Below are 25,632 nucleotides of genomic sequence, written 5' to 3' on the forward strand. Positions count from 1 at the left end.
CGGAGATTCTAATCCTAATATTCTAACTTGTTTGATTTTATAATTTAATTTCTAGCATCCATCGAGGAGATGTCATGACAAATACATTAGAGGTACAAACCTTAAGCTTTCCTATATTCGCAACGTTTGGACTATACGCCCTAATTATGATAGGAATTGGTTTTTATTTTTGGAGAAAAACAAAAGACCCAGAACAATTCTTCCTTGGCGGCAGAGATATGGGGCCAACCGTGAGTGCGTTAAGTGCAGGCGCGTCAGATATGAGTAGCTGGCTACTTATGGGCTTACCAGGTGCTTTATATATAGCAGGATTATTAAATGCTTGGATTGCTATTGGATTAAGCGTTGGCATGTTTATCAATTGGATACTTGTAGCTAAAAGGCTAAGAATCTATACCGAAGTAGTGGATAATTCCATCACGATTCCAGACTATTTCGAAACAAGATTCTCCGATGATACGCATATTTTACGTTTGATTTCGGCTATTGTCATTCTTATCTTCTTTGTCTTTTATATCTCTTCGGGTCTTATTGCAGGGGCAAAGCTCTTTGAGCAAACCTTTGCTATTGATTATCAAATCTCGTTAATGATTGGAGCAGGAATTATTGTAGTATATACATTTTTTGGCGGATATCTTGCAGTATGTTGGACTGATTTACTGCAGGGAATCTTAATGATGCTAGCACTCATTGTTGTTCCTATTGTGATGCTTTCACATATTGGGGGATTGCATGAGGCAAATCAGCTCATTCATCAAAGCGATACAACACATAATGAACAAGTGGCAAAAACACAGCAATACCTTGATACAGATTTCAAGACAATTTTAGAAGAAAGTAGACACAACAAAGAAAATCTATTAATAAATTTACCTATGCTAATAGAATCTCTTAAAACGTTTAGCGAAATAAGTATTCCTGAAACACAAGAAAGCTTTAAGAATCTTGCGGTTCAAGCAGAATCTTTGCATAACTCACTAAAAACAGAAAAAACATCACAACAGTTACACAAAGATATACAGGCTTTCTTTACCAATATAGATTCTACAATCACAAAGGCATTGATAGAAAAAGAGCATTTCTCATTTTTTCATGGCGTTACTCTCCTTAGTATTCTCTCCGCAGTAGCTTGGGGATTTGGCTATTTTGGACAACCACATATTATTGTGCGCTTTATGTCTATTCGCTCCACTAAAGATATTCCGAAAGCCACTGTAATTGGCATGTCGTGGATGATTATAAGCTTATGCGGAGCATGCTTTGTAGGTATGCTTGGTTTAGCTTATGTAACAAAGTTCAACCTCTCATTTAACGATCCAGAAAAAATCTTTATTGTAATGTCCCAAACACTCTTTAATCCTTGGGTTACAGGCATATTGCTTTCTGCTCTACTTGCAGCAATTATGAGTACGGCAAGTAGTCAATTGCTTGTTTCAGCCTCCACGGTAGCTGAGGATTTTTATAAAAAAATACTCAAAAGTGATGCTACTCCTAAGCAAGTTATGTTTTTTAGTCGTGCAAGTGTCTTGATCGTGTCGTTTGTAGCATTTTTTATTTCCACCAATAAAGATTCTAGCATTCTTAGCATTGTTGCTTATGCTTGGGCTGGCTTTGGCGCATCTTTTGGAAGCGTTATTCTTTTTTCACTCTTTTGGAGACGTATGACTCGCATGGGAGCAGTTGCTGGTATGGTAACAGGAGCAGTGGTGGTTGTTTTGCATAATAACTTTTTTTATAAATATTTCCCAATTTATGAAATCATTCCGGGATTCCTGTGTGCAAGCATTGCTATTATCCTTGTGAGCCTCTTACAACCCGTACGACAAGGAACAAAAGAAGCATTTGATAAAATGATAAAAGAAATACATGAAGGTAATATCTAATCTTTATTCAATATCTTTAATATCTAACTTGACAATGTAATGTTTGTGGGAAAGTAATATTTGTAGGAAAACTTCTGAATACATTTCATTCGTAATTTTCATGTTTTCTTTCGATTCTGTAATCAAGAAAGAAAGTTTATCTTGTTATAACAGAATCAATCTAGCAACAACCCTATCTCTGATAGTTTATTCTAAAAAATATTTAGTCGTGCTTTTATGGAGATTTCTTTTACTAGTAGCGCGAGTAGAATAATCGATTCTACCCTTAGAAAAATCAATCAGATCTTGCACGGTTGCGACATGATTTGGAAGACTCAACATGCAAATATTATAAACTTGCATTGCAGTAAAAGCATCGGCTAGTGCCCTATGGCTAATTAATGTATTAATCCCTAATGCCGTATTGAGATAAGATAGAGCATGTTTTTTTGATGGAATAACTCTGCGGCTAAGTTCGACGGTACATAATCTTGGATTAAAAAGAGGTGGAATACTATAATACAACATACTATCTGAAAGAAAATAATAATCAAAAGTAACATTATGTGCTACAAAAACACAGTCAGATAAAAAAGCTCGAAAATCTCTAAGAGCCTTATCAATATTTGTAGCATTTTCTAACATTTGTGCATTTATACCTGTTAATTGCGTAATTTCATCTGGTACAAAAGGACTATGTATCAAAGTCTCAAATATATCACAAATCTTCCCATCTTGTGCAATAATAGCACCTATCTCAATAACCTGCCCATGCTCAATATTGGCGGAAGTCGTTTCAATATCTACAAAACAAAATCTTCCCTTACTTAAATCAACACTCTTAGTGTTCAAGCCAACATATTCTAAATCCGTAGAATCCTGTCTAAAAATTTCTCGTGTAAGCGGCGCGTGTAAGGCAAGAAGAATCTCAAAAAAACATTCATAAGATAATTCACGATACTCTGGAAAATATCCATGTATCAGATTGCAAAACTGCTCCAAAGGCAAGGGGATATGTGCTAAAGATTCAAAGTGTTGAATATAATCACAAGTTTTCATTGTATATTCCAAATAAATTGAATGATTATACAGCAAGATTAAGAATTTCCATAAATCCTCAAGATCAAAACACCTAAAAATCAAAAGATAATTTTGCTATAATTGACTTCATTAAATAAATTTTAGATTCTAAATCTGGGGATTCCTATGCGTGTCATTGAGCCTGAAAGCAAACAAGGAACGTTACTATTAATCATTATAACTTTAGTTTTTTCCTACTTTGGTTGGTACATACTAGCTAGCATAAGTCTGTTGGTTTTGCTTTTTTGGTTATTGCTTTGTAGTTCTAAGATCATCATTCCTACCAACCCGCAGGGTATTATTTCACCAATTAATGGAAAGGTTACACAACTCAAACAAGAAAAAGATTCTATAACAATAGACATAGCAACAAAATGGAATGCACGAGTCTATGCTCCTAGTGATTTAAATGATATTACTCTATCACATACAAATGGATTCTACTTTATCACTAACAACCCTACTGCAACCAAACTTAGTGCAAACGATAAACTAGAGGCGACTATTCTACTCGAACAGGACTATTGCTATCTTACAATGTATCTTTTTCCACGTTGTTTTAAATTTTGCACTCTCCATACAAATGGTGATAAAGCGTTGTTTTTAGATAAAATCGGATTCCTCAATATAGGAAAAATCCGTATAACCCTCAATGGGAAAAATTTACAGCCCTCTATAAAAGAAGGAGATAGCGTTAAGGCTGGGATTTCAACAATCATTACTAAACAACAATCTCAAGATAATTAAAATTATTCTGTTTTTCTATTACTCAATAACAATAAAAGTAATATTACCTAGCCTAAACATTACTAAGGATATTCACTGTGCTATTCTACATTTGCAAACGACTTCTACTGATTATCCCAACGTTATTTGGTATCATTGCGATTAATTTTTTTATCATTCAACTTGCCCCAGGCGGACCCATAGAACAAATAAGCGCAAAGTTTAGCAATACAACAGGGAATGAAAGCAATATTGGTAGCGTTCATCTTGCTAGTTATCAAGGTTCACGCGGACTAGATTCTGAACTTATAGAACAACTACGTAAAGAATACGGATTCGATAAACCTCTTATGCAAAGATTTTGGCTTGTGGTAGAGAATTTTGTCAAACTGGATTTCGGCACAAGCTTTTATCGTGAGGCAAAAGTCATTGACATTATCAAAGAAAAAATGCCCACTTCCATTTCTCTTGGTGTTTTTAGTACAATTATTATTTATCTTATTAGCATTCCGCTAGGCATTGCAAAGGCTTGTAAGGACGGAACAAGCTTTGATACATTTACAAGTTCATTATTAGCGATAGGCTATGCTATCCCCTCTTTTCTCTTTGCTATTTTATTAATTATGCTATTTTGTGGTGGCAGTTTTTGGGACATTCTACCGATGAAAGGGCTAGTTAGTGAAAACTTTGAAGAATTATCTTTTGCTGATAAGATTTTAGATTACTTACAACATCTTATTTTACCATTAGTGTGTATCTGTATAGGTGGATTTGCTAGCCTTACGTTGTTGGTGAAAAACTCATTCTTAGACGAAATTAGCAAAACTTATGTTGTGCTTGCTATGGCAAAAGGCGCAAGCAATGCGTCTATTCTCTATGGGCATGTTTTTCGCAATGCCTGTTTGCTTTTAGTCTCTCTTTTCCCTGCAACATTTATTGGTATGTTTTTTAGCTCCAATCTTTTAATAGAAATCGTTTTTAGTCTGGACGGTTTAGGTTTATTGGGGTACGATAGTATTATTTCGCGTGATTATCCTGTAATATTTGGTACGCTTTTTATTTTTACATTAATAGGGCTAATTGTCAACATTATCAGCGATATACTATATATGATAATTGACCCTCGAATTACATTTGATAAAGCATATTAATAAAGTTTCACTACAATATCAGCCACTCCCTTAGCTGTCCAGAGAAGATAATGAATAAAAAAACTTTAACACAAGACAATCACAACTCACAGTCATCGATGTATTTATCACACATACAGAAAGATGGATTTAATTTTACTTTCAATCCTAACAAATGTTTAGAATGTGGCGGTAAGTGCTGTTATGGTGAAAGTGGTTATATATTCCTAAGTATTGACGAAATGATGGCAATAGCACAATTCTTGAATATTCCTTTTGAAGATATGTGCCTACAATATATCAAAAAAATAGGCTACCGTTTTTCTTTAATAGAAAAGGCATGCAAAGATACAAAAATGGGAATGAGCTGTATATTTTTTAATGAGGATTCAATGCAATGCAATATCTATCCTGTACGTCCCAAACAATGTCAAAGCTTTCCATTTTGGAATATGTATAAGGAACATCACAGCAACAAAAAAGAAAACCAACAAGAACTCGTCAAAAGATGTATTGGCGTTATTCTATGAAAGGATTCTCGCACAAACCCTTAAAGGATTCTTATGTACACAAATAACCTTTCCACAAATAACTCCTCTTGGCTACCAGCAACCTGCCTATTAATTATATTCCTTGCACTAAGCAATCAAACTATATGCGCGCAAACAACAACCAATAATAAAATAGCGCAAGATAGCGCGATGATTAAAGCGGCAGATTTATGGATAAATGGTCAATATGTAGAAGCGAAAAAAATCTATGCAGAGCTTTTTGCAGAAACAAAAGATTTACATTTCCTAAAACAAATGGCTTTAATACAAAATGAAGCAGGAAACTTTGAGAATGCTCTACATCTTGCAATGCAATACCAAGCCCAAAGTCATGACACAGATGATGTTGACATTAATGCTATCATTGCTGAAGGACACATACGCAAAGGAGAATACAATCTGGCTGCTATATTGCTAGAAAAAATCATCACAACAAACCCCAATATTCAATTTCATTATATTTTAGGTAATTTATATTTACAAGAACAGCAATTTGATAAGGCATTACAACATTTTCTAATAGTTTATAACGATGCTATGAGTAGCGGGAGCAAAATAAAACAAGAAGTACTCTACCAAATTGTTACTATTTATTTTAACAAACAAGAAATACAAAAGGCATTACACTATCTCAACAATTTTATTGCAGGCAACGAATCTCTTACAAACCTACAAAATTTCATCGCTCTGTATACAAAGATAAATCAAATCGATGCATTGCAAGATAGCCTAACGAAAAGATTCATAAATTCCCAAAATATAGACAACGCTAGATTGCTTGTTAGTTTCCTAGTGCAATTCCAAAAATACCAAGAAGCCATTCTATTTTTACAGAAAAATCAAATGATTTTAGGACAAGATGCCAAAGAAATGCTTATGCAAGTATATTCGGCTAACAATCAATTTCAAGAAGCCTTTATTATTGCAAAAGAATTATATGAAGATACCAAGATAAAGAGTTTCTTAGGCTTAAGTGCCGTCTATCAATATGAAACCTTAGAATCTAAAAACCAACACACATTGACTCCTATTATCAAATCTCTCAAAGAAGTAATTACCTATCGCAATAAAAAGCTGGCGGGCAATAATCAAAAACCAAATAAAGAAGACGCATTTTTTTACAACTTCTTAGGTTATCTCTTGATTGATTATGATATTGATTTACACACGGGAATGCAATATGTAAGCCTTGCTGTATCCATTGAACCAGATTCAAGCGAATATTTAGATAGTCTTGCTTGGGGATTCTATAAAAGTGGAGATTGTCAAAAGGCACGCGAAACTTTCAATCTCATTACGGAAACTCAAATACAAAATATAGAAGAACTCCAAAAGCATAGAGAAATAATTTTTCAATGCAAATAACAAAATGGAGAATGATATGCCTACCAAATCTCCTTATAACATAGTGATTGCACTCGACTCGTTTAAAGGTTCGCTAGATTCACTACAAGCCTGTAAGGCATTGCATAAAGGATTGCAACATGCCTTTATAAAACAAAATACCCCCCTTCATTGCACTATTTTGCCTATAAGCGATGGTGGTGATGGCTTACTTACTGCATTGATTAGTGCATTTTACTCACAAAATAGAGACAATCCTCACACATTGCAAGAAGTTCTTGTTACAGGACCTTATGGAGAAAAAATTCAAGCACAATACCTCCTCCATAACGATGAGGCAATTTTAGAAATGGCTCAAAGCACAGGGCTAACACTCACTCCTCCGCATAAAAGACGTGCAATCCATGCTTCAAGCTATGGATTGGGCGAAATGATGTTAGATGCATACACAAAGGGAGCAAAAAAAATCATTTTGGGCGTAGGAGGTAGTGCCACAAATGATGGCGGTGCGGGATGCTTGCAAGCACTTGGTATAGAATTTTATGATAATCAAGGGAGAATACTCGCACAAAGCATAAGCCCAAAAGACTTCAATAGCATTAAAAAAATTTCTGGCGTGATAAAACCTAACGATTTGCAAATAGAGATTCTATGCGATGTAGAAAATACCTTGCTAGGAAGCAATGGCGCAACCTATATCTATGGAACGCAAAAGGGAATACTTCAAGGGGATTTAGAATTCTTAGAATCACAACTCACTTATTTTGCAGATGTGATTGAAGCACACACAGGAAAAAAGTTACGTCATATTCCTAAAAGTGGTGCAGCTGGGGGGATAGTTTTTGGACTTTCCTCCTTTTGCTCAACAACGATACAAAATGGCGCCAAACGTGTCTTAGAGCTAATTAGGGCAGATGAAATAATACAAAATGCGGATTTAGTTATCACAGGGGAGGGTTGCCTTGATAAACAAAGCAGCTTTGGAAAAGCTCCTATTGGAATAGCACAAAAAGCCTTTGAACTAGGCACAAATGTCATTGGCGTAGCTGGGACACTTGGAAAGGGTTATTTAGAATTGCACAAGCATCATTTGCAAGCGATGTTTTCTATTGTTAATGCTCCTATGTCATTGCAAGAAGCTATGGAAAATGGCGAAGAGCTTTTGAAAAATTTCGGTCAGCAACTTGGCGGAATCTTGCTATTGCAGAATCAGTAACTTCCAATGATTCTATCAAATAATGAATTTATGTGATACAAACAAGATTCTATAATTTCTCCACAAATAGCCTATATTATGCGTAATCAAACATCAACGAACCAAGGGGTAAAAATAGCAACGTTTAATTTCTCCATTAAACCATACAGCAAGGATACAAAATGCCTTTATAGCTTAAATATAACTTAAATATATACTCTTTGCAGTCTATATCCAATCAAGAAAAATATTGTTTGCTCCACATTGCTTAATAGAATCTCTTAATTTTTTTATTTTAGAATCACTATCCATAAAAAATCTTTCATGAGTTTCGCAAGCAATGAAATCAATATGTTTGTAAAGCTGCTTTTGCAATAGAGATTCTATAATTTCAAATTCCGCACCCTCAACATCTAGTTTAAGAAAATAGATTCTCTGATACTTTGGCAAAATTTGTTGCTCAATAATCTCGCTTAAATCTACCACTTGCACGCAAAAGGTCTTTTGAGTAGAATCAACACTTTCTACAATGCGATTCCCCTGTGATAAAATCCCGCCGCAATCCATCAAAAATTCAGTTGTATAATAGCGATTAGAGACAGCAGCTTGATTGAGAATAACATGCGGATTATCATTGTATTTGGATTTTAAAATATTATAAAGGTAAATGTTTGGTTCAAAAGCGTAGGAAATTCCACCACAAAACAAGATAATATCAGTAATTAGCCCCGCGTGTGTGCCGCAATCAATACAAATTGGTAAATTATTGTCGGTATTTTCACTTGTTGTATGAATATTCTTCATACCTGTGGAATACGAAGTACTAGGCTTGCCCCCCCCCCCCCGTCATTAATCAAATTACTTACACTGTCAATATTAACATTGCCTCTAGTGGCAGAAAACATTCTGTAAAAAATATGACGATGTTGCACAGGAACATGCGCATTCGCAAGCATGAGTTCAAGCCTACCTAATCCATTATTATCGCAGATTTCATTTACAACGCAAGCTAACTTAGATTCTACCCTTGCTAATGAATCTCTTAATTCACGAATATGTTTGCGTCTAGCAGGCATAGAATCACGCAATTTTTTAAATATATTGCCCATTACTTCTCCTTAATCATACAATCAAAATTTCAATAACTTCTTTATAATTAAGGCTTTTAAGACTGAAACTCTTTGAGCAATAATTTCTGCGTGTCCATAATGCCTATACCTTTATCTAACATATCTTGCGCAATTTTTTGTGCTTTATCAAGAGAGTGCATAGCAGCAGTGCCACATTGGTAAATATTGAGTTCTGGAATCTGCTCTTTGCTTGTCAAGCGTAAAATATCACGCATACTCGCTTCCCAAGCATTTTTTACTTGATATTCACAAGGATTCCCGATCACACTCATATAAAACCCCGTACGACAACCCATAGGTGAAATATCAATAATTTCCGTCCTCGAATCATTAAGATGTTCACGCATAAACCCAGCAAAAAGATGTTCCATTGTATGGATTCCTTCCTCATCTAAAATCTCAATATTGGGTCTGCAAAAGCGTAAATCATAGACGCTAATCTTATCCCCGCATGGTGTTTGCATAATCTTTGCAAGCCGCACTGCTGGCGCAGGCATAATAGTGTGATCAACCTTAAAACTATCAAGTAGTGGCATAACAACTCCTCTTTATTTATATAGAAAATTAAAATATATTATATCGAATTTATAACCACAATCCTATGCCATTTATCTAAGGAATAACACACGCAAATCCGACAAATATGCTACTTTAAGTAACAACTACAATCTATAAAAACAAAAATATGCAAATGAAACATAAATTGTTAGTTTTTTTTTTTTTTTAGAATTTTGATTAATTAGGTATTTGCATAGCAAGTACTTAAATTCACTCTAATAGGAGAAATTATGAAATTTTGGTTTTTTACATTATCTACTTCTATCGCATTGGCTTCTGTATTTAGTGGATGCTCTAAAATAGCTGCTACAAAAATGGAAAAGAATGTGCAATATGTTATGCAATTTAATAGCAATGACTTTATTATCGGCAATATAATCAGTTCGGAAATGCCCTACTCTAACAATCCTAACATAGAGGCATTACTACTCAATCAAGCCATCAAAGAGCATAAATGCGATACAATCCTGCTGCCACGTTATGAAGTGATTAAAAAGACACTAGGTAAAGATATTATCAGAATCACTGGTAGAGCAGCGACATTCAAAACAAAATGAGAGAATAATCTTTCTTTAGGATTGTTGGAGGTTGTTTGCATTTTCATATTGTAGCATTCAGTTAATGCGCTACAAATTCTGAATAGCCTCAAAATCTCTCAAAAAGTTCGATAAAAAGGCTATTCTTATAATCCTCTCATAAACTTTAACAATAAATCAAGTAAATCTCTTAACAAATAGGGAATCTTCTACAATAATCCTCATACATCTGTTTTAAACCATCTTCAAGGGAAACTTGCGGTATAAATCCCAAGCTTTCAAGCATACTTGAATCCATAAGTTTCTGCATGGTACCATCGGGCTTGCTTGAATCATACAAAATCTCTCCTTCAAATCCCACAATACGTTTGATTAATTCTGCAAGTTCTTGGATACTCACATCACTGCCATAGCCCACATTAATATGCGTATTTCTTATCTCTGAATCTGCCACATTAAGCTTTTTAAGAGATAAAATATCAGCAAAATCCACATGCTGCATAATATGGATACTCGCATTAGCCATATCACTACTATGTAGAAATTCTCTTCGAGGCTTACCACTTCCCCATACTCCTACAGCTTTGTCGCTAATTAACAATGTATCAAGGATATTTTGCGCTTCTTTAGCAGTTTGCGCGCAGTCTCGTCGCACATCTTGCAAAGCCGCTTGTGTATTGCCTTGCGATAAAAGTTTTGCCAAGTGCATTTTTCGTATAAGTGCTGGAATCACATGCGAATGAAAAAGATTGAAATTGTCATTGCTACCGTAAAGATTAGTAGGCATCAGACAAAGAAAGTTTGTTCCATACTGTAAATTAAAGCTTTCACACATTTTCATGCCTGCAATTTTTGCGATAGCATACGGTTCATTAGTGTATTCTAACGGACTTGTCAAAAGATAATCTTCTTTGATAGGTTGCCTAGTCTCTTTAGGATAAATACAAGAACTTCCTAAAAATATAAGCTTTTTTACTTGATACTTATATGCACTAAAAATAACATTATTTTGAATGGCTAGATTCTGATAAATAAAATCCGCACGATAAGTAGTATTTGCAAGAATGCCACCAACTTTAGCAGCCGCCAAAAAGACGAACTCTGGTTGGTGTAATGCAAAAAAATTCTCTACACAGACTAAATTACTCAAATCTAATTCATCTTTTGTGTGCGTAAGAATATTTTGGAATCCTTGCTCATGTAATGATTTAACAATCGCATTCCCTACCAATCCTTTGTGCCCAGCCACAAAAATCTTAGAATCTTTTTGGAGATTAGAATGTCGCTGTTTTATTTGTGATGTCATAAATATGCCTTTGTAATATAAATGTAATGATATGATATGTAAAATATATGGCTTGAATGATATTTCCATTGCCACGTGGTTTTAAGCGAAGCCGAACTCCTCGTTTTCTATAAGTATTGTATAATACACTAAAGACGAGGGAATAAATGTACAAACAAGCGCGAACCACATCTCTTATTATTCATATATTATTCGTTGGATTCTACATAATTTATAGTAGTATGAGTGATATTTATCAGTTTTTACCGCCATTGTTAGGTATTCTCTTTGTTATTTTCCATAAACATTCCAATGACGAGCAGCTCTTTGTATCCTTATTGGTATTCTTGTGTTTAACATTTTATGAGCTGCATAAATCTTTAACTTTCGGTATTATGCCTATTGTATTTTGTATTACATACTTTTTTATAGCCAAACGCCTCGAAGCTCTCTTTAGTAATAATTTCTTGTTTATGATTCTTTACACAGCGGCTATCTATCTCATCTATTATGCAGGTACAATATTATGCAATGTCTTATTTGGTATTCCTGCTCTACGTCTTTCTTCTCTTTTTGCATACTATCTCATAATTGATTGCGCGCTAGCGTTAGCCTATAACTACTTTATTGTGAAAGAATAATAATGAAAAAAACGCCTATTACCTTCAAAGTTATTTATGTTGTTTTTGCAATTGTTTTCGCTATTATCTTAATAAAGCTTTATATACTATCAATAGCAAAACACCAATACTATTCCAAACTTTCGCTTGACAACACTCTCAAGACAGAGATTCTCGTTCCAGTAAGAGGACAAATTCTAGACCGCAATAACGAGCCGCTTGCGATTAATGATTTAGGATTCACACTTGCACTAAAAAATAAACTAAAAAAATCAGAATACCACGAAGAAATTGATTTTATTGCCTCTTATATAGTGGATGTAAACAGAGAATCATTAATAGAAAAATACGAAAAATTCAGCAACCATTACAGACGTACGCCCGTGCATTTAATAGACTTTATCCCCTACGCGCAAATGCAAATTATTTATAGTGCTATTTTGCAACGTAAAAATATTATCATTACTCCTACAACTAGAAGATTCTACCCAAACAATAGCTCTGCATCGCATATCATTGGATATATAGGCGCAAGCGATGCAAGGGATAGAGAGATAGAACCGGTTTCAAAATATACCAAAGTCATTGGCAAGCAAGGCTTAGAAAAACAATACAATTCATTTCTACAAGGACAACTAGGCTATCGCAAAATTCAAGTCAATAGCCTCAATCAACAAGTACAACTCATTGAAGAGAATCAGCCCACAAGCAACAACAACATTAAAACAAATCTGGATATGCGACTGCAAGAAGAGCTAGATTCTGTCTTTCATAATCTCGAAGGTGCTGCAATTATTATGAATGCAAACAACGGCGAAATCTTAGCTGCTGGAAGCTATCCTGAATACAATATTAATGATTTTATAGGTGGCATCTCGCATGCAAAATACCATGCTCTTCTCACTAATCCCTATCGACCGCTCATTAATAAGCTCATTAATGGACAATATCCGCCAGGATCTATTGTAAAAATGGGTATGGCATTGGCTTTTTTGGAATTTGCAGATATTACAGAATCCACCGTCATTCCTACACCACCTTTCATTGATATTAATGGGCATAAATTTCGGGACTGGAAAATGGGTGGACATGGTAGTGCTGATGTCTACAAAGCGATTCGAGAAAGTGTTGATGTTTATTTCTATAAACTCTCAAGGACTATTGGGATTGAAAATATGGCGACAGTTATGTCAAAAATGGGGTTTGGACAAAAAACAGGTATAGACTTACCATACGAAAATGCAGGTATCTTCCCCACACCTGAATGGAAAATAAAATCCTATTCGCAACAATGGTATGCGGGGGATACAATTGTTGCCTCAATAGGGCAAGGATCATTTCTTAGTACTCCAATGCAAATTGCACGTTATACTGCACTGCTTGCATCTGGCAAGTTAGTAACGCCACACTTTGTGAAAGAATTAGGAAGAAATCCCATTGAAATAAAAACCCAAGATGTGCTTTCAGATTTTGAGAAATCCAAGCTACCTGCCTTACGTTTAGGTATGTATCAAGTTTGCTCCGATCCCACTGGGACAGCCTACCGCGCTACACAAGGAAGCAAAGTAAAGATTGCCTGCAAAACAGGTACTGCGCAAGTAGTAAAAATCTCTCAAGATACCGTTAGACGTAAAAAGGAAACAGATATGGACTATTGGCATCGTTCACAGAGCTGGATAACTGCTTTTATCCCCTATGATAAACCCCAATATGTCATCACAATACTGATTGAGCACGGAGGTGGAGGTAGCAGAGGTGGTCCTCTTTTGGTGCAGCTCACTAACAAAATGCAAGAATTAGGTTATATTAAATAATTTGTTAGATTGTTTCTTCTTATCGTTGTCTAATAGTTTTAAAATTAAGAATCGCTACAATATATACAATGAAAGCTGGAAAAATCATAAAACCAACAATGAAACTTACTGTCGCACGATAATCTACTACATTGCTAAATTTAAGCAAACACACTCCAACCATACAACAAACTATTAAGCAGTAGAAACTAGAAATAAATAAATAATTTCCACTGACTTGTGTGAACCCATTAAGATATTTAAATACAAGAAATAAAAAAAACAAGGCGCATAGAAGTATCACTAATGAATTAAATTGATACGACTGCAAACAATAGAATAGGCAGCCTACGATCATCATAGCAAGATAATAACTACACAGCAAGCTTTTTGCCACTTTATCTACAAACCACAAACCTGCTGCAAAAATACTATGCCCAACCATAGAAATGAAAAAAAATAGGTGGTATGAAATAACTCTAATCGAAAAAACTTCAACAAGAGAAGCAATAATATTTATTGTAATTCCAATAATAAAGAGTAATCTAATAGATTTGATACTCATAAAAATTTCCTGAAAACGTAATAAGAAAATTACAACCCATACAATCTACATTACAAAATGAAGCGGGCTAAATCTACATTATCAACTAAATCTTGTAACTTATCTTCTACCATTTCTTGAGTAATAACAACCTTTTGCCCCGCATAGTCCTCTGCACAAAAGCTAATATCTTCCAATACACGTTCAATAGTAGTATGCAATCTTCGAGCACCTATATCTTCAGTTTTCTCATTAGCATGATACGAAAGCCTACTAAGAGCCTTTAATGCAGAATCTTCAAATTCAAGTGTGATATTTTCCACAGAAAGTAATGCTTGATATTGGCGAATAATGGAATTTTTTGTTCGGGTAAGAATCTGGTAAAGAGATTCTTCATTAAGAGTTTGTAATTCGACACGTAAGGGAAACCTACCTTGTAATTCTGGAATCAAATCACTAGGTTTACTAAAATGAAAAGCACCCGCTGCAATAAACAAAATATGATCGGTACGAATTTGCCCATAACGTGTATGCACTATACTACCTTCAACAATAGGCAATAAGTCTCTTTGTACACCTTCCTTACTAGGATCTTGCTTGCTAGAATCTTTAGAAGAAACAGCAACTTTATCTATTTCATCGATAAATATAATACCGCTTTGTTCGGCTAATTTCAAAGCCTCTGCCTTGATAGCTTCAGAATCTAAAACGGCATTTTGCGCCTCAACTTGCAAAGATTCTTTAGCTTCCTTAATAGTAAGTTCTCGTTTTACTTTATCGTTTTTAGCACTCAAAGCTTTCATAAGTGATTCTTGAACCTTAATCAATTCGCTAGGCAATCCATCATCAACTTTTGTTTCTTGCTTGGCAATATCAATGGTGATTTTTACTGAATCCATTTTGCCATCAGCAACCTTTTGCTTCATTCTTTCAAAACTCTCATTGTATTCTTGCTTCTTCTCATCACTTACACTTGACGGAAGCGGTGGCAAGAGCCTTTGAGTGATTTTTGTAAGGATATAATCTTGTATGCTTGCATAAGATTCTTCTTTTTTCTTATTTTGCAAGAGATTGATGCTCGCACTCACTAAATCACGGACCATAGATTCTACATCTCGACCCACAAACCCCACTTCGGTATATTTACTAGCTTCTACCTTTACAAAAGGCAACCCCATAATCTTTGCCATGCGTCTCGCGATTTCTGTTTTTCCTACCCCTGTTGAGCCTATCATAAGAATATTTTTAGGCGTTACTTCTTCTTGCATATCCACTGGTAATTGTAATCTACGATAACGATTTCGCAAAGCTATAGCGACGAATCTCTTTGCATCGTGCTGCCCAATAATATATTCATCAAGGTAGGCAACAATTTCACGTGGTGTTTGAGCAAATAAAACATCATTCATTGTGTAATCTCCAAAATTTTAATATTCGTATTAGTATAAATGCAAATTTCTCCTGCAATTTGCAATGATTGCAAAACTAAATCTCTTGGTTGCATATCTGCGAACCTCTCAAGGGCTCTAGCTGCACTCAAAGCAAAATTACCTCCACTACCAATAGCCGCAATTTTGCCATCCTCTGGCTCTAATACATCTCCTGTGCCGCTTAAAATATAAATATGTTGCGAATCTAAAACAACCATCATTGCTTCTAATTTGCGCAAATATTTATCCTTACGCCACTCATTACTAAACTCCAAAACAGATTTAAGCAAATCGCCCTTTTTCCCCTCAAGAATCCTTTCAAAAATATCAAAAAGACTAAAGGCATCGGCTGTACTACCAGCAAAACCACTGAGAATCTTCCCTCCATACAAAGAACGAATTTTATTAGCATTACCTTTCATAATGCAATTACCAAAACTTACCTGTCCATCTCCACCTATTACTCCATAGGGCTTGTTGTTCTTTGTGCCAACATAGCCAAGTATTGTTGTTGCATGAAACATGAGTTATATCCTTCAAAGATTGCACTTATAAGTGTTAAATATGAAAAATCAGAAGATGTATTATAGCTTATAATTAAAAATAAAAAGAGCAAAGCAAAGTAACAGAAATCCCCCATTCTACCAATGAATATTGTTTATCTATTGCCTAATTATTGCAAAGACAATAGCAATATCAAACTCTTTATTCATCAAACGATTTACGTGTAATACCATTCTATTGCAACTTATTACCATCTATAACTCCGGCTATCATCATAGATTGCTAGCTAGAATCTACAAATATTTCCTTTGCTTTTATCGGGTCTTTACATACAAATAAACTAGATAAATTATCAAACATTGCAATTATTATGAGGTTTCACCCATAATATTTCGCTCAATTAATCCGTAGGGTAGATTGAGTGATTCTCTAATTGCTTTCTCAAAATTTCTCTGCTCTCCCCTATCGCGTTCGTGATCAAACCCTAATAAATGCAAAAAAGCATGAATGAATAAAATAGAAAGTTCCGCATAGAGATTGTGCTTTAGGGCTTTTGCTTGAAGAAGTACTTCATCCGTATTAATAATAATACTGCCCAAACATTGCATTGGAATGGAATGCGCTGTGCCATCAATAGCAACGGGGCACAAGACAAAATCATAATCCGCCGTAATAAACTCATAAGGATTCCAAGGTAATATTTGAAGCGGAAAGCTCAACACGTCAGTGCTGTAATCCTTCTTTAAATACTCATAGTTAATATCTCGTATGTCCGCACTATCCACAAAAAGAAGTTCAATAAAAAGGCTGTGAATAAACTTATCAGTTGATATGACAGAATCTTGACAAAATGAATGAATGAGATTGCAAAAATTCACAAAAATATATTTCGCAAGAAAAACAAAATACGTTGTACTTTCCCTACTTGAACTCTCAATTCTATAAGGAATCTGCTGTAAATTTCTCTGAAACTCTTCCCATGATTCTAGTGTCTTTGCACTCTGTAAAAATCCTGAAGAATCAACAATATCTATTTGCATATTTTTACTTCGCACTCGAGCATGATTCCAAAATGTTCATACACTCTTTCTTTTGCCAAACCAATAAGCGCAATAGCATCATCAAAGTTAGCATGTCCAAGATTCACCAGAAAATTAGCATGACTAGTGCTAAAAGCAATGTCTCGAATAGCAAACCCCTTTAATCCAACAGATTCTAATAGCCTACCTGCATAGTTGTTTGGAGGATTCTTAAAACAACTCCCACAACTTGGTTTGTGAGGATGAAATTTTCGCATAGCAGAAAAAGAATGTAGTAATGCTTTTCTAAAACCTTGCTGCTTATGAAATCTTGCCGCAAAAATAATTCCCTTAGAATCTCTTCCTCTATAATGTAATCCCAAATGCTCTACATCTATCCATTGACCATTAATATTGAGTTGCGCTAAAGTATCTTTGATTTCATAATCTTTCATACCTGCATTCATATTGCATAATGCCCCCACAACTCCTGGTAGATCCTTAAGAAATTCAAGCCCACGTATATCATATTTCTTAAAATAAAGAAACGCCTGCAAACTATTGACACTAGCACCCATTTCGATATACTCGCCTATATCCGAAATATAATTAAAACTTTCTCCCAACATTGCAAGATTACTTACATTTGGTGATACTAATAAATTATTTGCTCTACCTATCACATACAACGTGTCATTTTTATACCTCACACAAGAAGCTAAATCTACAAAGTTCAGAAGAGAACAAGCTAAAGGTACATGCAAAGTTAAGTTATTAAGTATTTGCACCTTGTTGTGACACGAATAAGAGGGTAATTTTGAAGTAAATGTGTGGGGTTGATATTCTACAAATTCTGCGCCAACATCATGTCTTTCAATAACAAAAACGGCAGTTTTTGCTCCGATTCTAATGCTTGAATACCGCGTAAAATCTATCTCTTTCACCTCCATAATGTCCCACTATATTGAGATTAGGATATTATCTTTGGTATCATGTTAATAACTAGCTTTGTAAAATCCATAAGCATATTAAGCATCCAAGGCATTGTAAAAATAATCATCGCGATAACAGCTAATATCTTTGGCACAAAAGATAATGTCATTTCATTAATTTGCGTTGTTGCCTGAAAAATACTAATTAAAAGCCCCATAATTAACGCAACAAATAAGACAGGTAGAGACAAAAATAAAGTAATTTTGTAAGTTTGAATTGCAAGAGACATGAGTTGCTGTTCCATTCTCGTCCTTGTATTGTATATTTGTGTATTGCATGAAAGAGGAATCATTATAACTTTTTTGCCCTTAGAATCTCTTTAAAGCTCAATGAAATCTAATAATAATTCATTGATAATCAAACACTATGTGCTGCTTGAAAAACCTATAACGAATCTTTTGTTTCCGACGTATTGGTAGCAAAAGGGGGTTCTATAAGAATCCTTCCTGCTTGTTCATTATAATATTTGCGCCATTTATTTTGAAACTCAATATTCTCACTCGAGAAGTAGTCAATCCAAGCCTCTTCGCAAGTATGTTTATCAACAAATACAAGGTTTGGTCTATGTATTGTAAAACCATTTTTCATATTTGCTTTTATGCAATAAATCTGCCCATCCATAGGGGTAAAAAGGAGATAAGAAGTAGATTCTGTATGAGCACTAATGGCAACAGGATGTCCAGCCCAAATATCTGCAAAAAAAGTTCGTCCTACTGTAAGATATCCCAATGAATCTTGATAATTTTGGTAGTTTGGTCTACCTTTTTTGTTTTTTTTAGGCTCATATTCTATGCGCAAAGTATATCCCAAATAAGAACCTATAGGACTTTTATCGCGATACACATACACTCTTGACTTACCTGCGGGAGGATCTTGCAAGACATAACTTCCATCGCTAAGAAACCCTATTTTTTTACTTTCTTGCAAGGTAAGCAATTGTCTATTAACGCTACAAGCCACACAGAAAAACATAAAACACACAAGAATGCCGTATCGCGCAATATAAAAATATTGTTTCATCATTTACTTCTTGCCATGTTGATTAAGCGTTTCATAAATTTTTTGCGAGAGTTCATCAAAAAGCACCTCAATTTGACCGCTTAATTCTGGATTTGTATTTCTAAGCAATTCACGCATTTTCTCTTGCTTAATAGATTCTATAAGGGCATTCTGCGCCCTTTGTTCTTGGTATATCAAAGATTGTTGTATGGTATTTTGTCTGCTTATTATGTTTCTTTCATTCTGATTGATATGCTGTAAATCTTGTTGAAAAATACTGACTTGCTTGGCATTTACATGGCTGTAAAAATCATGAAGCTGTGCAAACATTTCGTAAACGCTGCAAGGCGTATATAAATCTCTACCAATCATGCACACGGGCAAATGGGTATATTTTTTCTCCAAATTCACAACATCAGTAATGATAAAATCAGCCTTATCTAATGTATTTAAATGCCCCTTAAGATAAAACCCCAAAGAGATAGACAAAAAAATATTGTGGCAATGTAAATAAATACCAACATCTCCATCTTTTTTAAAGTCTTGTGGTTGTAACTCAAACATATATACCCTTAAAGAAATTTAATAAATTACTTTTGTAAGATATAACCCACAGGCTGGAACTAGAGAGCGCACACATCTACTATCCTCCAAATCTAACACATTATTAATTTGTTCTCTTATATCATCTAATGAAGTTTTTTGCAAACTTACATAAATGGCAGCTTGCATCATTAACCTTACTTGAGAACGTAAAAAACCATTCGCTCCAATATGCGCAACAAGACAATGAATATTATGAATCTTGGCAGGAAAAAGATTGGCTTTTAGAATCTCACGCGTAAAATGCCTCGTCTCACTTCCATTCTTTTTAAAAAGAGAAAAATCATGTTCCCCCCTAAATTGTTTCAGTGCTTGTTGCAATAATTCTACATTTCCGTATTGTACTTTTGCAATATAATGCGTGTAAAAAGGCAAGATTTCTTCTCGGGTAAAAATATATTTATAATAACGTGCCTTTGCATGTAAGCTCGCATGAAAATCCAAACAAACCTCATAAATTTTTCTTATCCTCACAAAAGGATATAATCTATCATTAAGCAATTTTTGCATCTTTGACAATGACATATAAAGTATTGCATGAAAATTAATAACCTGATAAGTTGCATGTACCCCCTTATCTGTCCTCCCACTACCTATAATATGTGTAAAAATTCCAATACATTTTAAGGCATTTTCAAAGAAACCCGTCACAGTCGGATACACTTGCGAATCTTGAGTCTTTTGTCTTGCAAAACCATAAAATTTTGAACCATCATAAGCGATAATACAAGCAATATTCTTATATAACATGGAATCCATAACATATCTCAATAGTACTTTTTAACATAGAGAGCATAATAACATTTTCCTATAAAAAACCAAAGAAAAGGAAGCAATAAGCAAGCTAATTGTAATTTTATGGAGAGAATATACATACTTAATAAATAAAACCCTCCACTGCCTAAAACATAGAAATAAGCAAAGTTTTTTTGGAATCTTGGATTGCGTATGCCAAAAAACAACACAAAAAATATACTAGCGAGTGGAAAAAATGAAATAGCAAGAGCTTGCACTAACGCACGCAGACGACCAAATTCTCCTTGCAATGCTGGAAGCCAATATTCATAAATATCATCTGAACTCAAACTAGAATTTGGAAGAATACTCCGAACAACCATTGAATCAAAATGTATCTTTTGTAGCGATTCGTTATTATTTAAATAGGAATCACCGTCATACAATAGTAACTCTAAAATTCCATCCTGATTGAGTATTTCCCCTTGTTTCGCAATAATAAGTCCTTTTTTAGATTCTGCAACATCATTAGAATACAACACTAAACCCTTATACAAATTCTTCTCTTTACTATCAACATAAATTAACCATTCACCAATTTTTTGCCCAAAATCACCAGGTTTGAGGTTAATATCTATGGTGTTTTTTTTGTAGGCAATAAAATCACGATAAGCATTTTTCGCTAAAGGCACCATAATAAGAGAAAACATAAGGAGAATAGAGGTTACCATAATACATAAAGGCAATAAGATTTTTATAATCTTAGAAGGACTAATGCCCAATGAAAAAAATACGAGCATTTCAGAATCATAAGAAAGCCTACTCAATCCCAATATGCAAGCTGCATAGAAAGTGATGGCTATTACAAAAAAGATATTGCCAGGTATGCCATAAAAATACAATAACATTAAATCTGATACGGTAATTTTAATACCATTTGTCAATACTGCAATATTTAGAAGAAGAACAATGGAAGAAATAAAAAAGAGTACGAAAAAAAAGGGGAAAAACATTTCTCCTATTGCTTGTAAAATATATTTTTTAAGCAACATGGAATAAGCTCACAAGAATGAATCCCAAAAATAAAAAGGGCACAAAAGGAATCTTTATTTCAGCAATATGCAGAGGACGAGTATTAAATGATATTAAACGACATTTATATTTTGTAAGTATGGAAATTACAAAAGTAGATAAAATGCCTAAAACTGAAGAAACAACAAGAGATTGGGCTACTATACTGTATTCCTCCTCAAAAAACGAAGAGAGCAATACTATCATAGACGAACACACCCAAATATCTCCTTCTCCCATGAGTTGTTTTGCGCTGATACAATGTATTAAGAAAAAAAACAAATAAACAATACCTAACATAGCAAGCGGATATAAAGTAATCCATCCAACATGTAAATAATATAATGCGCAACTTGCAACAAAAAAACATACAAGCAAAATATTGGGCACACAAAAAAACTCAAAATCCATTATGCTTAACGCGTACCATAATACCAAACAAAATACACAAAGAGAAAAGGTAGCAAGATAGTGCTCAACAACCATAGCAAGCAAATTGATTTCTAAGGTAAAAGCATCACGAATCTGCTTATTGTCTATTTCATTCTGAAAAACATTAGCATGGATAATGAGATAAAAACTCAATAACACAAGAAAAAGTATTATACAAACATGTAAAAATAACTTTACCAAATCAACAAAAGAACATTTAAAGCAATAACTATCTCGAACATTTTTTGTTACTACAAGAGTTTCTTCATTTACATAACTATTACATTTTGATTCATGCGTAGACGATACCAAATCCGCCGAATCACTATTAAATATTGAATCACCAGATTGACAGAAAGATTCTTTTTCTTCAGTCTTAGCGAGTAATCTATGAGAGCGCACGAAAACCGCAGAGTGTAAAATCTTTCTAAAAAAATACATAATAAGCAACCAAAAAATGATAGCCGCCATTGTGATAATGATAAAAATTGCAAGCGGTTGCAGACTAATTCCTAAACTTGCAATATCTTTTAGCATTAATCTCGCTCTACATTTCACCCTACTTAATGCAACGAATTGCATTAAACTTGAGTATCAAATCCTATCTTTAATATTAAGTGATTTAATAGTAGTAATATAAATATCATATTTTTTACGTTTAAGATAACGAAGCAAACTTTTTCTTTGTCCCACCAATTTTAAAAGCCCCAAGCGACTCGAATGGTCTTTGGGATTCTGTTTTAAATGTTCTGTAAGATTTGTAATCCTATGTGTTAAAAGTGCAATTTGCACTTCACTTGAACCTGTATCTTTGGTATCTCTTGCAAATTTAGTAATAATTTCTTGCTTATTTGTTGTACTTATAGCCATAATAATCTCCTAAAAACATTCGTTAATGACAAAATAAAGCCTGTATTTTAACATACTTTTTTAATATTTTTGGTAGAATTACAAGTATATTTATTCAAAAAACTAAGGATTACTACTAATGGCTATAGCAAGTAATGACAAGCAAAAAAGCGGTGTCATGCAAAAAGCTTTTCCTTTTTTAAAATTAGTTGGCAAATCTAAAGACTTAGGTGTCGTTGTCTTTATTATTGCTATCTTAGCCGTTATCATTATCCCCTTGCCTTCCATTGCGTTAGATTTTTTACTCGCTATTTCTATTGCTCTCTCCTTGTTGATTATCCTTATTGCACTCTACATTAATAAGCCTATGGACTTTTCTACTTTTCCTACTCTTTTGCTCTTTGTAACAGCCTATCGTCTCGCATTGAATGTTGCAACCACAAGAATGATATTAAGCGAAGGAAGCAAAGGCACAGATCATGTAAGTCTAATTGTGAAAGCGTTTGGGGAATTTGTAGCAAGTGGGAATTATGTTATAGGGATCATTATATTTATAATTCTTGTGATTGTGAATCTTCTTGTGATTACCAATGGTTCTACGAGAGTTACAGAAGTACGAGCAAGATTCGCCCTTGATGCAATGCCTGGTAAACAAATGGCAATTGATGCGGATATGAATGCGGGGTTAATTGATGAAAAGGAAGCAAAAAATCGGCGCGAACAATTAGCACAAGAGGCAGATTTCTATGGTGCTATGGATGGTGCAAGTAAATTTGTGAAGGGTGACGCTATTGCAGCCATTATTATTACAATTGTGAATATCGTTGGTGGATTTGCAATTGGTGTCTTTCAAGATAAAATGACAATGACTGATGCCGCGGAAACTTTCACTATTCTTACCATTGGTGATGGAATTGTAGGGCAGATTCCAGCCCTTATTGTTGCTACGGCTACTGGTATTGTAGCAACACGAACCACAAAAGGCGAAGAAGAAAACTTTGCAAATAGCCTTGTAAAACAACTAACAGAAAAATCAAAAACATTGATTATTGTAGGGTTTGTACTCTTTATCTTTGCGCTTGCCCCTAGTTTCCCAGCATACCCGCTTATGCTTGTATCAATGGTTTTTTGGCTTGCTGCATGGCTTATTAACAAGGACAATGAACAATCTGCTTTCTCTCAAATTACTAAACTACTTAGTGGTTTTGGTAAAGCAAAAACGCAAGATAAAGCAAAACAGCCAAGCTCTAAAGAAAAAATTGCGATTCAAGAACAAGCACCTAAAAGAGTCCCAAAAACACAAGAAGAAATCAAAAAAGAAGAAGAAAAAGCTATCAATGAAGTACTAAAAGTGGAATTCCTAGAATTACATTTAGGTTATCATCTTATACGTTTGGCTGCTGCAGAACAAGGTGGCGACTTATTAGAAAGAGTACGTGGAATCCGTAAGAAAATTGCGAGAGATTATGGCTTTTTGATGCCCCAAATTCGCATGACAGATGATCCAGGAATTGGTCCTACAACCTACCAATTCTTTCTAAAAGGCATAGAAATAGGCAATGGTGAAGTCATGCCTGATAAATTTTTAGCAATGAATACAGGTATGGTTACAAAAGAGATAGATGGAATACCTACCAAAGAACCTGCTTTTGGTATGGACGGTATGTGGATAGATTCCAACCTTAAAGAAGATGCAATCATTCAAGGATATACAGTGATTGATCCTGCTACTGTAATTGCTACGCATATGGGTGAATTAGTCAAGAAATATGCTGAAGAATTTATCACTAAAGACGAAGTGAAAAAACTCATGGATAGACTCGAAAGCGAATACCCAACTGCCATTGAAGAAGCCAAAAAAGTCCCCTCAAGCGTTATTCGCAGTGTTTTGCAAGCACTATTACATGAAGGTATTCCAATCAAGGATATGCTTACTATCTTAGAAACAATCACAGATATAGCTCCTATCGTGCAAAATGATATTCCCATTATTGTGGAACATGTACGTGCCAAACTTGCCCGAGTTATTACAAATGTTTTTAAAGCTGAAGATGGAAATTTCAAGTTTTTAACATTCTCCGATGCGTCTACTGAATTTTTAAAGAGCAAATTAAAAGATCAACATGGTAATAAAATCTTACTGCTCAATACAACAGAAATGCAAAAACTCATTGATTCGGTGAGACAAGAAAGCCTAAAGCTCGTTCAAAGAAACATTGCTCCTGTGGTATTGGTTGTAGATTCTAACATCAGAGCCTCATTGAGTTTGCAACTCGAGCAATTTGGTGTAGATTCTGTAGTGGTTTTAAGTCATGCAGAAATTGATCCTAATACTTCATTTGAAGTTATGGGAATTATTGACATACCCTTTCATTAATAGCTAATTTGCCTTAGTTAATTAGTCGGATTTAGTCAAATTTGGAATCTGCGAATCAATCTTTCAATAAATTCGCTTCTCTCTTTTAGAATTTTCAGAATGTTATCAATCAATTGTTGAGAAAATGGGCTATAAACTAAAGTATAGAAGTCGTTATCTGCATTCGCAATAAATTGCCTTTTATTTGTAGCTACATTAATTACGATGTTGTACAGAATCTATATGAATATTATAAAAAGTTATTGGTTATTCTAGCTGTCATAAAC

General features: G+C 34.4%; 27 protein-coding genes. 10 read left to right on the forward strand and 17 right to left on the reverse strand.

Going from position 1 to position 25,632, the window contains the following annotated elements; all coding sequences use genetic code 11:
• Positions 1–74: 74 nt before the first annotated feature.
• The gene (locus CQA66_RS01855) at positions 75–1,883 is read left to right on the forward strand and encodes a sodium:solute symporter family transporter (RefSeq protein WP_104763044.1); all 1,809 of its coding nucleotides are present in this window, start codon (positions 75–77) and stop codon (positions 1,881–1,883) included.
• 186 nt (positions 1,884–2,069) lie between these two features.
• On the opposite strand, the gene CQA66_RS01860 is transcribed toward CQA66_RS01855, so the two are convergent.
• Positions 2,070–2,921, reverse strand: coding sequence for a 3'-5' exonuclease (locus tag CQA66_RS01860; protein ID WP_104763045.1), 852 nt, complete (start codon positions 2,919–2,921; stop codon positions 2,070–2,072).
• A 147-nt stretch (positions 2,922–3,068) separates the two neighbouring features.
• Here CQA66_RS01860 and CQA66_RS01865 point away from each other — a divergent pair, with 147 nt between their 5' ends.
• The 5 genes from CQA66_RS01865 (at position 3,069) to CQA66_RS01885 (ending at position 7,909) form a co-directional block, all read left to right on the forward strand.
• Positions 3,069–3,689 (forward strand): hypothetical protein, encoded by a 621-nt coding sequence (locus CQA66_RS01865; protein ID WP_104763046.1) that lies wholly within the window; start codon positions 3,069–3,071, stop codon positions 3,687–3,689.
• 77 nt (positions 3,690–3,766) lie between these two features.
• Positions 3,767–4,819, forward strand: a complete 1,053-nt coding sequence (gene yejB, locus CQA66_RS01870; RefSeq protein ID WP_104763047.1) for a microcin C ABC transporter permease YejB — start codon at positions 3,767–3,769, stop codon at positions 4,817–4,819.
• 50 nt (positions 4,820–4,869) lie between these two features.
• Entirely contained in the window at positions 4,870–5,328 is a 459-nt protein-coding gene (locus CQA66_RS01875) for a YkgJ family cysteine cluster protein (RefSeq protein ID WP_233707734.1), read from the forward strand.
• A gap of 33 nt (positions 5,329–5,361) precedes the next feature.
• Entirely contained in the window at positions 5,362–6,714 is a 1,353-nt protein-coding gene (locus CQA66_RS01880; protein ID WP_104763048.1) for a tetratricopeptide repeat protein, read from the forward strand.
• A 16-nt stretch (positions 6,715–6,730) separates the two neighbouring features.
• Positions 6,731–7,909, forward strand: a complete 1,179-nt coding sequence (locus CQA66_RS01885) for a glycerate kinase (RefSeq protein ID WP_158657009.1) — start codon at positions 6,731–6,733, stop codon at positions 7,907–7,909.
• Between the two features lie 207 nt (positions 7,910–8,116).
• Here CQA66_RS01885 and CQA66_RS01890 read toward each other — a convergent pair whose 3' ends face one another.
• From CQA66_RS01890 to luxS, 3 genes are read right to left on the reverse strand one after another with little or no spacing between them, the layout of a single operon-like run.
• On the reverse strand, positions 8,117–8,692 hold the full coding sequence (locus CQA66_RS01890; RefSeq protein ID WP_115582529.1) for an FkbM family methyltransferase: 576 nt from the start codon (positions 8,690–8,692) through the stop codon (positions 8,117–8,119).
• Positions 8,689–8,997, reverse strand: coding sequence for a hypothetical protein (locus CQA66_RS01895; protein WP_115582530.1), 309 nt, complete (start codon positions 8,995–8,997; stop codon positions 8,689–8,691). The genes CQA66_RS01890 and CQA66_RS01895 overlap by 4 nt, the downstream gene beginning before the upstream one ends.
• A gap of 56 nt (positions 8,998–9,053) precedes the next feature.
• Complete coding sequence (gene luxS, locus CQA66_RS01900; RefSeq protein WP_104763631.1) at positions 9,054–9,554, reverse strand: S-ribosylhomocysteine lyase; 501 nt, start codon at positions 9,552–9,554, stop codon at positions 9,054–9,056.
• A 252-nt stretch (positions 9,555–9,806) separates the two neighbouring features.
• Between luxS and CQA66_RS01905 the strand changes: the two genes are divergently transcribed.
• Positions 9,807–10,133, forward strand: a complete 327-nt coding sequence (locus CQA66_RS01905) for a hypothetical protein (protein WP_104763632.1) — start codon at positions 9,807–9,809, stop codon at positions 10,131–10,133.
• Positions 10,134–10,302: 169 nt separating this feature from the next.
• Here the strand turns inward: CQA66_RS01905 and CQA66_RS01910 are convergent, their stop codons facing one another.
• Positions 10,303–11,418: a GDP-L-fucose synthase family protein gene (locus CQA66_RS01910; protein WP_104763633.1), complete on the reverse strand. Its 1,116-nt coding sequence runs from the start codon at positions 11,416–11,418 to the stop codon at positions 10,303–10,305.
• Positions 11,419–11,564: 146 nt separating this feature from the next.
• Between CQA66_RS01910 and CQA66_RS01915 the strand changes: the two genes are divergently transcribed.
• Entirely contained in the window at positions 11,565–12,038 is a 474-nt protein-coding gene (locus tag CQA66_RS01915) for a hypothetical protein (RefSeq protein WP_104763634.1), read from the forward strand.
• A gap of 2 nt (positions 12,039–12,040) precedes the next feature.
• Positions 12,041–13,831 carry a penicillin-binding protein 2 gene (gene mrdA, locus CQA66_RS01920; RefSeq protein WP_104763635.1) on the forward strand — a complete coding sequence of 597 codons (1,791 nt, stop codon included), beginning with the start codon at positions 12,041–12,043 and terminating at the stop codon, positions 13,829–13,831.
• A gap of 19 nt (positions 13,832–13,850) precedes the next feature.
• Here the strand turns inward: mrdA and CQA66_RS01925 are convergent, their stop codons facing one another.
• The 12 genes from CQA66_RS01925 to rpsO all read right to left on the reverse strand — a co-directional run bounded on the left by CQA66_RS01925 (position 13,851) and on the right by rpsO (position 23,010).
• Positions 13,851–14,375, reverse strand: a complete 525-nt coding sequence (locus tag CQA66_RS01925; protein WP_104763636.1) for a hypothetical protein — start codon at positions 14,373–14,375, stop codon at positions 13,851–13,853.
• A 50-nt stretch (positions 14,376–14,425) separates the two neighbouring features.
• Positions 14,426–15,763, reverse strand: coding sequence for an ATP-dependent protease ATPase subunit HslU (hslU, locus tag CQA66_RS01930; protein ID WP_104763637.1), 1,338 nt, complete (start codon positions 15,761–15,763; stop codon positions 14,426–14,428).
• A complete protein-coding gene (hslV, locus tag CQA66_RS01935) occupies positions 15,760–16,308 on the reverse strand; it encodes an ATP-dependent protease subunit HslV (protein ID WP_104763638.1) in 549 nt (182 codons plus the stop codon). The genes hslU and hslV overlap by 4 nt, the downstream gene beginning before the upstream one ends.
• A gap of 348 nt (positions 16,309–16,656) precedes the next feature.
• A complete protein-coding gene (gene ybeY, locus CQA66_RS01940) occupies positions 16,657–17,148 on the reverse strand; it encodes an rRNA maturation RNase YbeY (protein ID WP_411698861.1) in 492 nt (163 codons plus the stop codon).
• Positions 17,149–17,318: 170 nt separating this feature from the next.
• A complete protein-coding gene (locus CQA66_RS01945; protein ID WP_104763640.1) occupies positions 17,319–18,257 on the reverse strand; it encodes a UDP-N-acetylmuramate dehydrogenase in 939 nt (312 codons plus the stop codon).
• Positions 18,258–18,277: 20 nt separating this feature from the next.
• Positions 18,278–18,544, reverse strand: coding sequence for a flagellar biosynthesis protein FliQ (gene fliQ / locus CQA66_RS01950; RefSeq protein WP_034557034.1), 267 nt, complete (start codon positions 18,542–18,544; stop codon positions 18,278–18,280).
• 140 nt (positions 18,545–18,684) lie between these two features.
• Positions 18,685–19,320, reverse strand: coding sequence for a hypothetical protein (locus CQA66_RS01955; protein ID WP_233707788.1), 636 nt, complete (start codon positions 19,318–19,320; stop codon positions 18,685–18,687).
• A gap of 3 nt (positions 19,321–19,323) precedes the next feature.
• Positions 19,324–19,863 carry a hypothetical protein gene (locus CQA66_RS01960; RefSeq protein WP_104763641.1) on the reverse strand — a complete coding sequence of 180 codons (540 nt, stop codon included), beginning with the start codon at positions 19,861–19,863 and terminating at the stop codon, positions 19,324–19,326.
• Between the two features lie 18 nt (positions 19,864–19,881).
• A complete protein-coding gene (gene truA, locus CQA66_RS01965) occupies positions 19,882–20,661 on the reverse strand; it encodes a tRNA pseudouridine(38-40) synthase TruA (protein WP_233707789.1) in 780 nt (259 codons plus the stop codon).
• 8 nt (positions 20,662–20,669) lie between these two features.
• Complete coding sequence (locus CQA66_RS01970; RefSeq protein WP_104763643.1) at positions 20,670–21,689, reverse strand: LptF/LptG family permease; 1,020 nt, start codon at positions 21,687–21,689, stop codon at positions 20,670–20,672.
• Positions 21,679–22,677: an A24 family peptidase gene (locus tag CQA66_RS01975; protein ID WP_147289194.1), complete on the reverse strand. Its 999-nt coding sequence runs from the start codon at positions 22,675–22,677 to the stop codon at positions 21,679–21,681. The genes CQA66_RS01970 and CQA66_RS01975 overlap by 11 nt, the downstream gene beginning before the upstream one ends.
• A 57-nt stretch (positions 22,678–22,734) precedes the next feature.
• Positions 22,735–23,010: a 30S ribosomal protein S15 gene (gene rpsO / locus CQA66_RS01980; protein WP_104763645.1), complete on the reverse strand. Its 276-nt coding sequence runs from the start codon at positions 23,008–23,010 to the stop codon at positions 22,735–22,737.
• A 118-nt stretch (positions 23,011–23,128) separates the two neighbouring features.
• On the opposite strand from rpsO, the gene flhA reads away from it, so the two are divergent.
• Positions 23,129–25,366 carry a flagellar biosynthesis protein FlhA gene (gene flhA, locus CQA66_RS01985; RefSeq protein ID WP_104763646.1) on the forward strand — a complete coding sequence of 746 codons (2,238 nt, stop codon included), beginning with the start codon at positions 23,129–23,131 and terminating at the stop codon, positions 25,364–25,366.
• The last annotated feature ends 266 nt before the right edge of the window (positions 25,367–25,632 follow it).

Origin of the sequence: Helicobacter aurati (genome assembly GCF_003364265.1) — a bacterium.
GTDB classification, from domain to species: domain Bacteria; phylum Campylobacterota; class Campylobacteria; order Campylobacterales; family Helicobacteraceae; genus Helicobacter_A; species Helicobacter_A aurati.

What these genes read in the sequence shown, in the direction of transcription:
- CQA66_RS01855 (WP_104763044.1), top strand. Translation starts at nt 75, where the DNA reads ATGACAAATACATTAGAGGTACAAACCTTAAGCTTTCCTATATTCGCA.
- CQA66_RS01860 (WP_104763045.1), bottom strand. Translation starts at nt 2,921, where the DNA reads ATGAAAACTTGTGATTATATTCAACACTTTGAATCTTTAGCACATATC.
- CQA66_RS01865 (WP_104763046.1), top strand. Translation starts at nt 3,069, where the DNA reads ATGCGTGTCATTGAGCCTGAAAGCAAACAAGGAACGTTACTATTAATC.
- CQA66_RS01875 (WP_233707734.1), top strand. Translation starts at nt 4,870, where the DNA reads ATGAATAAAAAAACTTTAACACAAGACAATCACAACTCACAGTCATCG.
- CQA66_RS01880 (WP_104763048.1), top strand. Translation starts at nt 5,362, where the DNA reads ATGTACACAAATAACCTTTCCACAAATAACTCCTCTTGGCTACCAGCA.
- CQA66_RS01885 (WP_158657009.1), top strand. Translation starts at nt 6,731, where the DNA reads ATGCCTACCAAATCTCCTTATAACATAGTGATTGCACTCGACTCGTTT.
- CQA66_RS01890 (WP_115582529.1), bottom strand. Translation starts at nt 8,692, where the DNA reads ATGAAGAATATTCATACAACAAGTGAAAATACCGACAATAATTTACCA.
- CQA66_RS01895 (WP_115582530.1), bottom strand. Translation starts at nt 8,997, where the DNA reads ATGGGCAATATATTTAAAAAATTGCGTGATTCTATGCCTGCTAGACGC.
- luxS (WP_104763631.1), bottom strand. Translation starts at nt 9,554, where the DNA reads ATGCCACTACTTGATAGTTTTAAGGTTGATCACACTATTATGCCTGCG.
- CQA66_RS01905 (WP_104763632.1), top strand. Translation starts at nt 9,807, where the DNA reads ATGAAATTTTGGTTTTTTACATTATCTACTTCTATCGCATTGGCTTCT.
- CQA66_RS01910 (WP_104763633.1), bottom strand. Translation starts at nt 11,418, where the DNA reads ATGACATCACAAATAAAACAGCGACATTCTAATCTCCAAAAAGATTCT.
- CQA66_RS01915 (WP_104763634.1), top strand. Translation starts at nt 11,565, where the DNA reads ATGTACAAACAAGCGCGAACCACATCTCTTATTATTCATATATTATTC.
- mrdA (WP_104763635.1), top strand. Translation starts at nt 12,041, where the DNA reads ATGAAAAAAACGCCTATTACCTTCAAAGTTATTTATGTTGTTTTTGCA.
- CQA66_RS01925 (WP_104763636.1), bottom strand. Translation starts at nt 14,375, where the DNA reads ATGAGTATCAAATCTATTAGATTACTCTTTATTATTGGAATTACAATA.
- hslU (WP_104763637.1), bottom strand. Translation starts at nt 15,763, where the DNA reads ATGAATGATGTTTTATTTGCTCAAACACCACGTGAAATTGTTGCCTAC.
- hslV (WP_104763638.1), bottom strand. Translation starts at nt 16,308, where the DNA reads ATGTTTCATGCAACAACAATACTTGGCTATGTTGGCACAAAGAACAAC.
- CQA66_RS01945 (WP_104763640.1), bottom strand. Translation starts at nt 18,257, where the DNA reads ATGGAGGTGAAAGAGATAGATTTTACGCGGTATTCAAGCATTAGAATC.
- fliQ (WP_034557034.1), bottom strand. Translation starts at nt 18,544, where the DNA reads ATGGAACAGCAACTCATGTCTCTTGCAATTCAAACTTACAAAATTACT.
- CQA66_RS01955 (WP_233707788.1), bottom strand. Translation starts at nt 19,320, where the DNA reads ATGAAACAATATTTTTATATTGCGCGATACGGCATTCTTGTGTGTTTT.
- CQA66_RS01960 (WP_104763641.1), bottom strand. Translation starts at nt 19,863, where the DNA reads ATGTTTGAGTTACAACCACAAGACTTTAAAAAAGATGGAGATGTTGGT.
- truA (WP_233707789.1), bottom strand. Translation starts at nt 20,661, where the DNA reads ATGGATTCCATGTTATATAAGAATATTGCTTGTATTATCGCTTATGAT.
- CQA66_RS01970 (WP_104763643.1), bottom strand. Translation starts at nt 21,689, where the DNA reads ATGTTGCTTAAAAAATATATTTTACAAGCAATAGGAGAAATGTTTTTC.
- CQA66_RS01975 (WP_147289194.1), bottom strand. Translation starts at nt 22,677, where the DNA reads ATGCTAAAAGATATTGCAAGTTTAGGAATTAGTCTGCAACCGCTTGCA.
- rpsO (WP_104763645.1), bottom strand. Translation starts at nt 23,010, where the DNA reads ATGGCTATAAGTACAACAAATAAGCAAGAAATTATTACTAAATTTGCA.
- flhA (WP_104763646.1), top strand. Translation starts at nt 23,129, where the DNA reads ATGGCTATAGCAAGTAATGACAAGCAAAAAAGCGGTGTCATGCAAAAA.